At 68.8% G+C, this 9,345-nt stretch carries 13 protein-coding genes and 1 pseudogene; 11 read left to right on the top strand and 3 right to left on the bottom strand.

The features are described from left to right. Positions 1–22: 22 nt before the first annotated feature. Entirely contained in the window at positions 23–511 is a 489-nt protein-coding gene (locus AB0D27_RS28725) for a transposase (protein ID WP_362514649.1), read from the bottom strand. Continuing rightward, positions 427–999, bottom strand: a complete 573-nt coding sequence (locus AB0D27_RS28720; RefSeq protein ID WP_362514646.1) for a winged helix-turn-helix domain-containing protein — start codon at positions 997–999, stop codon at positions 427–429. The genes AB0D27_RS28725 and AB0D27_RS28720 overlap by 85 nt, the downstream gene beginning before the upstream one ends. A 125-nt stretch (positions 1,000–1,124) precedes the next feature. Here AB0D27_RS28720 and AB0D27_RS28715 point away from each other — a divergent pair, with 125 nt between their 5' ends. The 4 genes and pseudogenes from AB0D27_RS28715 to AB0D27_RS28700 all read left to right on the top strand — a co-directional run. Next, positions 1,125–1,907 (top strand): transcriptional regulator, encoded by a 783-nt coding sequence (locus tag AB0D27_RS28715; RefSeq protein WP_362514622.1) that lies wholly within the window; start codon positions 1,125–1,127, stop codon positions 1,905–1,907. A gap of 33 nt (positions 1,908–1,940) precedes the next feature. Then, positions 1,941–2,519, top strand: a complete 579-nt coding sequence (locus tag AB0D27_RS28710) for an HD domain-containing protein (RefSeq protein ID WP_362514620.1) — start codon at positions 1,941–1,943, stop codon at positions 2,517–2,519. A 288-nt stretch (positions 2,520–2,807) separates the two neighbouring features. Beyond that, on the top strand, positions 2,808–3,437 hold the full coding sequence (locus tag AB0D27_RS28705) for a hypothetical protein (RefSeq protein WP_362514617.1): 630 nt from the start codon (positions 2,808–2,810) through the stop codon (positions 3,435–3,437). Between the two features lie 275 nt (positions 3,438–3,712). After that, positions 3,713–4,014, top strand: a pseudogene (locus AB0D27_RS28700) (transposase); the annotation flags it as partial. Between the two features lie 495 nt (positions 4,015–4,509). Here the strand turns inward: AB0D27_RS28700 and AB0D27_RS28695 are convergent. Beyond that, complete coding sequence (locus AB0D27_RS28695) at positions 4,510–4,740, bottom strand: hypothetical protein (protein ID WP_362514614.1); 231 nt, start codon at positions 4,738–4,740, stop codon at positions 4,510–4,512. 101 nt (positions 4,741–4,841) lie between these two features. Here AB0D27_RS28695 and AB0D27_RS28690 point away from each other — a divergent pair, with 101 nt between their 5' ends. From AB0D27_RS28690 to AB0D27_RS28660, 7 genes are all read left to right on the top strand, one after another. Further along, on the top strand, positions 4,842–5,333 hold the full coding sequence (locus tag AB0D27_RS28690; RefSeq protein ID WP_362514611.1) for a DUF2975 domain-containing protein: 492 nt from the start codon (positions 4,842–4,844) through the stop codon (positions 5,331–5,333). After that, complete coding sequence (locus AB0D27_RS28685; protein WP_054237256.1) at positions 5,333–5,554, top strand: helix-turn-helix transcriptional regulator; 222 nt, start codon at positions 5,333–5,335, stop codon at positions 5,552–5,554. The genes AB0D27_RS28690 and AB0D27_RS28685 overlap by 1 nt, the downstream gene beginning before the upstream one ends. 40 nt (positions 5,555–5,594) lie before the next feature. Then, the gene (locus tag AB0D27_RS28680) at positions 5,595–5,774 is read left to right on the top strand and encodes a hypothetical protein (protein ID WP_362514608.1); all 180 of its coding nucleotides are present in this window, start codon (positions 5,595–5,597) and stop codon (positions 5,772–5,774) included. 484 nt (positions 5,775–6,258) lie between these two features. Next, on the top strand, positions 6,259–6,876 hold the full coding sequence (locus AB0D27_RS28675; protein WP_362514605.1) for a hypothetical protein: 618 nt from the start codon (positions 6,259–6,261) through the stop codon (positions 6,874–6,876). Positions 6,877–7,096: 220 nt separating this feature from the next. Continuing rightward, positions 7,097–7,270, top strand: a complete 174-nt coding sequence (locus AB0D27_RS28670) for a hypothetical protein (RefSeq protein ID WP_362514602.1) — start codon at positions 7,097–7,099, stop codon at positions 7,268–7,270. 333 nt (positions 7,271–7,603) lie between these two features. Next, a complete protein-coding gene (locus tag AB0D27_RS28665; protein ID WP_362514599.1) occupies positions 7,604–8,299 on the top strand; it encodes an alpha/beta hydrolase in 696 nt (231 codons plus the stop codon). Between the two features lie 550 nt (positions 8,300–8,849). After that, positions 8,850–9,230 (top strand): hypothetical protein, encoded by a 381-nt coding sequence (locus AB0D27_RS28660; RefSeq protein WP_362514596.1) that lies wholly within the window; start codon positions 8,850–8,852, stop codon positions 9,228–9,230. Positions 9,231–9,345 lie beyond the last annotated feature (115 nt).

The raw sequence follows: 9,345 nt of genomic DNA, 5'->3' as shown, positions 1-9,345 counted from the left end.
CCGTCTACACCCGCTTCCGCCGTTATGCCCTGGACGGTGTGTTCACCCGGGCCCTGCAGCAGATCCAAGCCCGTGCGGACGCGGCCGGCGACATCGACTGGCTCGTCCAGACCGACTCCACAGGGTTCAGGTCCGGCGAGTAGGCAGGCAGCAGGAACACCGTCAGCCACTCGCGCTCGGTGATCAACTGCCGCATTCTGCGGGAAACGTGGGTGTTCAGTTGGTCCCACACCAGCACGATCGGGGCCTTGACCAGCTGGTGGGCGCCGTCGATCACGGCGATGAAGTCGCGTTCGCCCAGGCTGCGTCGCTTGCCCTTGCCGGCGGGGTGGGTGCGCAGGCGGTGGCAGAGCCGGGTGCGGGAGCCGGGCCGCATGGCGATCAGTCCGGCGACTGACAGGCGTCCCGAGCGCCGCCCGCTGACCGTCACGACCGGCGTGTGGCCGCGTCGGCCCCACGTGCGTCCTTTGGGCGGCCGTCGGGTGAAGCCTGCCTCGTCCTCGAAGCAGATGTAGCCTCCGCAGGCCGCCCTGGCTCTTTTACCTCGGCCCAGGTCGCCTCCTTCCACACCTTCACGGCCTGCTCGTCGCGTTCGGCCACCCGCCGCGCGGGCACCTGCGGGCTGAAGCCGAGCCGGTGCATCAACCTGGTGGCCCCGGAGACGCTGTAGGAGACATGGAACTTCCTGCCGATCAGCGTGGCCACCCGCGCTGCGGTCCACACCTGGTCCTCCACCCAGCCGTGCGCGGCCGGCCCCTGCCCGAGATGCGCGGCGAGTTTCTCCAGGCAGCGTGGAGATAGGCGGCACCGTGATCCGCTCGGGCCACGGGAGGTCAGGGCCTGCACACCGCTATCGCGCCACACCTGGTGCCACTGATAGGCGGATTTCCGGCTCACTCGGAGCCGCCGCGCGACCTCCGGCGGCTTGATTCTCTGCTCGAACAGCTCGGCCGCCTGCATCCGTACCGTCTCCCGGCGCTGACGCCCCGCAGCGGTCAGTCCGCCCCCATCCGCATACCTCACACACCACTGGATACGGCCAACAACCCGCCCTCACCAGGAACTTCGCGAAAGATCACCCTGACGAGCCGAAGTCAGTAGAGGCAGACGTTCTCCTCGCGAGCGTGCTTGCCGACGACGCGCCCGTCGAGGAGAGCCCGCTGGGCGCGATGGTGATGCAACGCGAGCTCGCCGAACTGCTGGCGTGGCCGCTCAGCGGCGTCGCACCACGCCCGGTCCGCAAGCTGCCGGCTCCGCGCCGCCCGCGCCGGGGCCCTGCAGCATCCGGCCCGGACCTGAGCACCCCCGAACGGCACGCATTCTTCCGACAGATGAGACGTACGGCCGAGCAGGCACGCGGGCCCGGGAGGTTCCTTCTGCGCCGCCAGTGCCTCTACCTGTCCGGGTACGACCGTGCAGCAGACACCGCGGACTGGCTCGCGCACCAGCAGCGGACGGAGCGACCGGACGACTGGCTCACCGGCAGGCTCAACTCCCGTTCCGTCGCAGCCGTCGCCGCCCGCCAGGGCGACGTCGACCGCATGGCGCACTTCATCGACACCGCCCTGCTGAACGATGACGCCGGTGAGGCCGCCAACCTCGCGTACTGGGCGTATTGGGTGGGCGAGACGTCGACGCCGCAGCTGTCTGACGACTTCATTGCAGACGGCTCCCTCGGTCCGTGGCCCGGGGACAGGCTCCTCGCTCACCTCGTCGACGGGATCGCGCCGGAAAACGGGTACGTAGACCTCAACATCCACAGTGTGTGGGCGCTCCTCCTAGTCCGCCCCAACCTGTTGCGGTCCGGAGTTGCCGCCGCGCTCTACGCGAGCGGCTTCCGATCATGTTGGATAGCCAGGAGCTCTCGTCGCGCGGGCGACGGGAGCTGGAGAGCATCCGGTACGTGATCCGTCTCGCCGAGGCGTGAGAGGAGCCCGACGGTGTCCGAGGACCTGACCGCGGTGGCGCGCTTCCTGTACGAGGCGGGGACGCTCAAGCAAACCAAGCGCAGCGGCTGGTGGATGGCGGGCGTCAAGGCCCCGGAGTCTGTCGCCGACCACTCGTGGCGCACGGCCCTCATCGCAACGATCATCGCGAAACTCGAAGGCGCCGACCCGGCTCGGGCCGCGTTCCTCGCCGTCTGGCACGACAGCCAGGAGACCCGCACGGGCGACGTGAACCACCTCGGCAAGAAGTACAGCGCCGAGGAGGCAGACCCGCGCGCGATCACGGCCGACCAGGTTGCCGGCATGCCCGAACTTCTGGCCGACGCCGTACGCGACTTGGTTGCCGAGTACGAAGCCAAGGACTCCCCGGAGGCGATCTGCGCCCGCGACGCCGACAAGCTGGAGTGCATGATCCAGGGCATCGAATACCGGGACCAGGGATACACCAACACCCAGAGGTGGATCGACAACTCCCGCGGCCGGATCGTCACGAAATCTGGCCAGGCCCTCGCTGACGCGGTGCTTGAGACGGGTTCCCTCGACTGGCTCCGCGCGGCGCTTGGCGAGAACTGAGGTCGAAGCGGTTCATGCTGTCGCCGTGCACGGTCCTGTGGTCGGTGGGTGCCGTGTAGCCGCACACTTTTGATTGCCGAACGAGGTGCCGAGCCCGGTCGGGGGAGGCTGTCCGCCCGACTGCACCAGGGCAGATGGCGCGTCACCAGAGACGGCCGGGAAGTCGACCGCGCCGCCGCAGAACTGTGCGCTGCCGAAGGAGCCGTTGCCGCCGGAGGGAGGCACGCGGGGTACTGACTTCCTGCTCAGCCCCTTCGCGGCCGCTTGAATCCTGCTTCAATTCCAGGCATGTCCGTCATCGCCTCGCAGGAGTTCTACCGGTCCCCAATCTTCTGGGCTGCGGCGGCTGTTGTGGCTGCTGTGGTCATCGGCGTGGGCACTATGTGGGCCACCCTCCGGGCCGCGAACCCCAAACGCAGCATTCAGTACGCCATGGAGGAGACGCGCCTCTTCCAGCCCCACGAGCACCTGGACGGCGCGATGGAGTTGCGGCGAAACGGAGTCCTGCTCACCGATCCCCGGATTGTGCGCGTCCGCATCCGGAACAACGGTCGGCGCGACGTGAGTGCGAACGACTTCGACGGTGCACAGCCCATCCAGGCGTGCTTCGGCGTGCCGGTCCTTGAACTGCTGAGCTCTGGCTCGCAGCCCTCGACGTCGCATACGCCCGCCGCCATTGTTTCGGGAAACGAGCTACGCATCGGACCGGGACGGTTCGGCAAGGCCACGGAGACCTCGTACGTCGTCCTCATCGATGGACCACCGGCTTTCGAACTGAGGCACTCGCTCCTGAACGTTCCCATGCGAGAAGGAATCACTCTGGGGTTCGCCTCCCGGCTGCTGACACAAGTCGTATACCCGGTCGCTGGAGCCGGCGCCGCTCTCCTCATCATCATCCTTGGGGCCCCGTTCACCTGATGTCATCGGCCTCCTTGATCCCGCACCATGTGACGCGTGATTCACCGCAGTCGTCCCCACCCGCGTCCTGATGAGCGGCGTCGGCAATGACCCGCTGCCGGGGAGTGTCCAGGGGAGTGTCCAGCGTACGGTCAAGGCCCTTGCTGATACGGCTGTTGGGGTCGCGCGCCGTGCGGCCTGAGGCACTGCGACGGACGCCAGCGTGGAGTTTCCGCCCTGCAACTGCCTTCACTGCACCCGAGGCGGAGCGCCGCCGCGGCGAACGAATCCGAGTTGTGGACGATCATCTGGGCGTCAACCACGAGACGCTCCGCACGTTGGTGCGGGATGCCGAGCAGGCCGCCCGGCCCGGGGCGGTGGAGGCCACCGCGATGGAGAAGGAGAACCGGCAGCTGCGGGCGCGGGTGAAGGAACTCGAGCTCGAGCGGGAGATCCTGTGGAGGGCCGCGAAGTATTTTGCGGCGGAGACCAGTTGGTGAGCAGCCGCTTCCAGTTCGTCGAGGATCACCGTGGCGCCTTCGGCGTCAAGCGGCTGTGCCGGATTCTCGCGGTCTCGCGTTCCGGCTTCTACCGGTGGCTGGCTGGCGATCGACGTGGACAGCTGTTCTCCAGGCTGCATCGTTCCCCCAGCTCCAAGCCGCGCCAACCGGATTGACCCGACAGTCAACCCATCCTGGGGAAACGGCATTTGGCGATGTCAGCCCCCGATCGAAGGATGCAGAACTACCCGTCCGCATCAGAACTCCCGTAAGGCATGGTCCCCCCCATCCCTAGGCTGCGGACGCACGGACACCGAGCCCGCGGGAAGAAAATCACGGCGAGCGGCCACGGCGTGGGCACGCACGGACCTTGCGGCGCGCGCCTCCGGCTACGCGTCGGTCGGCGCGCGCACAACGCCTGGCGCCGAACGCATGACGCCGGGACCCGTCCTGCGCCAGGCGGCCAATAGGCGCGACCCAGCGATGACAAGCGCTGAAGGCCTGACAGGCGGCTCCCTGGCCGCGGGCTGTCAGCCGTCTGCTGGGTCTTCGGTATGCAACGCGGAGCCCTGCTGTCTCGCGAAGTCGGCCAGTCAGTCGAGGTCTCCCTCCCGATCGCTGACTACAGAAGCCGCGATGCCGATCGCCGCCACGGCAGGCAGTACGAGAACTGCGAAGAACGCGAGTAGCACCGCGATGAGACAGAACCAGGCCCAAGGCTTCGGCGTAGTCGTATGGCGTCCGATTTTATGGCTAAGCGAGGTCGACTTCGGCAGATCGAAATCCTTCGCATCGCGCCATGCCGCGGAAGGGGGCGGCGGCATCCCGCCATGGTGCGAAACCGCCGCCCGCCCTCCGACCCAGCCCTTGCTTGACCTATCGAGATTCGATAGATTCCCATCGTAGCTCGATGGAAGGATGGGTCATGGGAAAGCTGACAGTACGCGCGCTGCGGGCCGTGCTCGTGGTGGTGCTCACCGGCACCGTGTTCGTACAGGCATTGATGGTGTGGGCGTTGGCCAGCGGGAGTGACCCGGAGGACGGGTCGCTCCCGCTGACCCCGCTGCGCGTGATCACGATCCTGGGCATCGGGACGGCCCAGGTCGCCCTGGTCTGTGTTTGGCGACTGGTAACGATGGTGCGACGCGGAACCGTGTTCTCCCACGCCGCCTTCCGGTACGTGGACGTCATCATCGGCGCGATCGTTGCGGCTGCTCTCGTGTGGTTCGCGGTCACGGTCCTGAATGCGCCCGGCCAGCGGGACGACCCGGGCGTCACCTTCATCATGGGCGGGATTGGTGTGGCCATCCTGGGAGTCGCGCTCATCGTGCTCGTGCTGCGGATGCTGCTCGGCCAGGCCGTCGCCCGCGATGTCGAAGCGGCGCAGATGCAGGCCGAGTTGGACGAGGTGATCTGATGCCGATCGCCGTCGACATCGACGTGATGCTGGCCAGGCGGAAGATGTCCGTGGGCGAACTCGCAGACCGCGTAGGGATCACGCCCGCCAACCTGGCGGTACTCAAGAACGGCCGCGCCAAGGCGGTGCGCTTTGCGACGCTCGCCGCGCTCTGCGAGGTGCTCAAGTGCCAGCCAGGCGACCTGCTTCGCTGGGAGGCCGAGGACACCGCGGGCGAATGAACCGTGCCTGTCGACGCGTCATCGCCGATCCCGCTTGCCTTTGACCAACTCCGCGAGCATCCCGGGGGAGATCCCGGGCCTGCTGGAGTGTCTGGACGAGGTGCCCGACCCTCGCGATCCGCGCGGCGTACGGCACGTTCTGGTCGTCATGCTGCCCCCTGCGGTGCGCCGGCTCGACGGGGCGTCGAGGATGTCGGTGCCTGCCGCGGCGCGTCTGTGATCCCTGGTCTTCCAGGTCATCGGGGTGATTGCGGCCCGGGCGGCCAGTGCTGGCGCGGCTCCTGCCGGGCCGAGCCGCCCGCCGTGTCGTGCACGAGGGAAGGCATGTCATCGAGACAGCTATGAGTCGCTCAACTGACTGAGCGTGCATCGGAGTTCGGCGTAGATGTCGGTGGTGGCGGCTAGCTTCGAAGGCGCTGCGATGCGAACTCCTGCCGGCCGGTGCCTGCAGGGCGAACAGACAAAGGGGGGAGGACCGTGGTTCCTCGACCGACCGGCGGACACTCGGAACACTCCTTGCCCGTCCTGCGCGCGTCGTCGCTCGCTCCCGTCCGTGCCGGACCGGTCGACCGGCCGCCCGGGCCGGGGCTGCGGGCCCGACGGCGTTGCGCAGCCGCCCGCCCCGCCTCGCCTCGTCGGTACGGGGCAGTCCGCCGGCCCTGGGAACAACGGCGCCCAAGCTTCTGAGACGTAAGGACCCACGATTGACTCTCATCTACGCCTTCCGTGACGAAGACGGCGTGTGGCACGGCGACGTGGACGCCGCCGTCCTCGATCCCGTTCCCGGCGAAGGCACCTTGACCATCCCGGCGCAGGCGCAGGCGCAGGCGCAGGCGCAGGCGCAGGCGCAGGGGGAGGGAGAGGGGAGTGTGTTCGCCAGCCAGGCGCTCCACGTCCTGTATGCGGCCTGCGACCTGGAACCGAGCCAGACTTCTTACCGGCTCGACGGCGGTGACAGCGTGCTGGCGTCCTGGCGCGTACACGAACTGCTGGCTCCCGCCTACCGGCCGGGCGACGTCGGCACCGCCCGGACCCCGTCCCCGGCCCGGCCCGCCACGCGCCCTACGTCGTGGGCGATGAGAGGAGCTCGGCGACACCCACCGGCGCTACAGCCTTTCGGCGGATCCACCGAAGACGGACGACTGGAGCTGACCGTCCTCATCTGCTCGACCGACGGCGTCATCCACGGCGAACTCACGGCGAGGTGGACCCGCGCGACCTCGGCGACATCGGCCGCATCGTCACCGCCGCAGCAATCCTGTGCCCCACTCCCGAACTACCCGGCCCACCACCCCCGACCACTCCTGCCGCGACGCAGGTGAAGGCGACCCGTGCGGGAGCACCGTGGACGCCCAAGGCCGAGCAGTACCTGATCGACGCCCACCGCGAGGGAACGAGCCTGCAGCACATGGCTCTCGAGCTCGGGCGAAGCGAGAACTCCATCCGCTGGAAGCTCCACGGACTCGAACTCGCCCCACACCCCGCCGACCTGGTGCCCTCCCGGCACACCGCGACAGCACCGAGCCGCCCAAGGCGTACACGGTGGAGGACAAACGCAAGGCCCATCCGAACGCCTACATGCCCTGGACCGAACAGGACGAGCAGGACCTGGCTGCCCGCTGCGCCCAGGGGGCGTCGCTGGCGCAGCTGGCACGGGAGTTCGGCCGCAACGAGGGAGCGATCGCGAGCCGCCTGATGAAGATTGGAAGGCTATGACGAAGCACGGCCCGTCCCACTTGTCGTGGAATCCTCCGCAAGGTTGACACGAAGGACTGTCCCGCGCACCCGACGGAGCTCGAGGAGCAGATCCTGCAGTAGCCGAAGCGCTGCGCCTGTCCGGCAGCAAGCACGGCTCCGCCGGCCGGAAGTCCTCCGTAGCGGCACTGCCGCAGGTTGAGCAGCTGGTCACGCTCGACTCCATGCACCTCCCTTTGGGGACGCGGCTGGACAGCAGCAGGCATAGCGTTTTCGCCCCGGCCAGCGCGGGCGGGCCGCCGCGAGTTCGGCGAGCCTAGGTGGCAGGCAGTCAAGGCAGACGTGGAGGTGGCGATGAGGGTCGTGTTCGTGCATGGGGCGTGCGTGCGGGACGGGTCGTGGTGGTGGCACCGCACCGCCGAGCTGCTGCAGGAGCGAGGGGTGCTGAGCGTGGCCCCGGCGCTGCCGAGCTGCGGCGAGGCGGGCCTGCCCGGCGGCGTCGGCGGTTCGGGGCTGTCCGAGGATGTTGCCGCGGTGCGGCAGGTGCTGCAGGACGGCGACGAGCCGACCGTTGTGGTCGCCCACAGCTACGGCGGCATCATCACCGCGGAAGCCGCCGCGGGAATCGGGTCGGTGCGCCACCTGGTGATGGTCTCCAGCTACCTGCCCGAGGTCGGGCAGAGCCTGTCGGAGTTCGGGGACGGCAGCCCCGCCCCGTTCCTCGACGTCGACCCCGACGCCGGCACGTTCGGGGTTCGCCCCGAGCTGCTCGTGGACACATTCCTGCAGGACTGCGACCCCGAGGTCCAGGCGCAGGCGGCGGACCACCTCGCCCGGCAGAGCGTGCAGGTGACCGGGCAGCCGGTCGGGGCGGCCGCATGGCAGCAGGTGCCCTCGACGTACCTCATCTGCGCCCAGGACCGGGGCACCCCGCCGCGGCTGCAGCGCGAGTTCGCCCGCCGGGCCGGCAGTGTCGTCGAACTCGACGCCGGCCACCACCCGTTCCTGTCCCAGCCCGCCGCGGTCCGGGACCTGCTGCTGAGCCTGTGACGGCAGCCGCAGACGAGCCGGGCCGGCGATCCGAGGGCCAGGAGGCCGTCGTGAGTGCCGAGGAAGAACTGCTGTCGAGTCCGGCTCGGCCGTAGAGCTGCCTCTTGATCTTTTTGATGCGGTTGACGGCGCCTTCGGTGCCGCCGGAGCTCCAGCGCAGGCTGGGACGGAGAGCTTGAGATCGGCGGGCAACGGTTCCACACCGGCGACGGTCCGCTGATTGGCTGTGTAGGTGTCAGCGGGAGGCGTTTGTTGCTGACTTCGGATGGCGGTTGGCGGCTTGAAAGCCCGTGAATGTCGGTGAGATTTGAAGTCGCTCAGCTGTGCGGAGCTGTTGGGTGTCGGTTTGTGCATGTCTGATCCGTGGTGCTTTGGGCCCATCGTGAGCCAGCCCTTCTCGAATGGCAGTGGTGAGAGGTGACACGGGCGCTGGGCGTCTGCTTCGCGCGCCAGGACGCACGCCGGTTGCGTCCGAACGAGAGCGGGCGGACGCCGAGTGCACCCCCCTGCGAGTCGACAAAGACTGGGGTTCTCTGTGCCATGTGGCGTAATGAAGTGGTTCGATTCCGGCCGGGGGGTGGGCGTCATCGCCCAGGAGTGCGCCGGCCCCGATGCCGTCGCTTATCGCTCGGCAGTCCACGGCGACGCGGACAGCACGCTGGTCGTGGGCGAGCGGGTGCTCTACGACCTCACCCTCGATGCCGCAGGCGTCCGCGCCGACAACATCCGCCCGCCCCTCGCAATTGCTGTCCGCCGGCCGAGGGACCTGGCAGTGATCTGGCCGCGCGCCCGCCAGCTAGGCGGCTCGTGCAGTGGGATGGTGCATGAGGCTCCCCGGCCGGCGGGCCTGACGCCGTCACAGTGCCAGGCCCGCCCGCGCGCCTGCGCCGTTGCGGTCCGCCCGCCTTCGGGCGGACCGCCGAACGGGTGAGTGTGCGGATGCCCGGCCCGCGTTGGGTCGTTGAGCGGGCATGGAAGCCTTCGGCAACAACCCGACTTCCGGTCGCGACGCCCGGTTTGCAGGCGAGCCCGGACCGGCCCCGGGG

The organism is Streptomyces sp. NPDC048415, assembly GCF_040651675.1.
Classification (GTDB): domain Bacteria; phylum Actinomycetota; class Actinomycetes; order Streptomycetales; family Streptomycetaceae; genus Streptomyces.
The sequence above is the reverse complement of the archived record's forward strand: the minus strand, read 5'-3'. Positions and strand labels throughout refer to the sequence as shown.

What these genes read in the sequence shown, in the direction of transcription:
- AB0D27_RS28705 (WP_362514617.1), top strand. Translation starts at nt 2,808, where the DNA reads ATGTCCGTCATCGCCTCGCAGGAGTTCTACCGGTCCCCAATCTTCTGG.
- AB0D27_RS28665 (WP_362514599.1), top strand. Translation starts at nt 7,604, where the DNA reads ATGAGGGTCGTGTTCGTGCATGGGGCGTGCGTGCGGGACGGGTCGTGG.
- AB0D27_RS28685 (WP_054237256.1), top strand. Translation starts at nt 5,333, where the DNA reads ATGCCGATCGCCGTCGACATCGACGTGATGCTGGCCAGGCGGAAGATG.
- AB0D27_RS28660 (WP_362514596.1), top strand. Translation starts at nt 8,850, where the DNA reads ATGAAGTGGTTCGATTCCGGCCGGGGGGTGGGCGTCATCGCCCAGGAG.
- AB0D27_RS28695 (WP_362514614.1), bottom strand. Translation starts at nt 4,740, where the DNA reads ATGCCGCCGCCCCCTTCCGCGGCATGGCGCGATGCGAAGGATTTCGAT.
- AB0D27_RS28690 (WP_362514611.1), top strand. Translation starts at nt 4,842, where the DNA reads ATGGGAAAGCTGACAGTACGCGCGCTGCGGGCCGTGCTCGTGGTGGTG.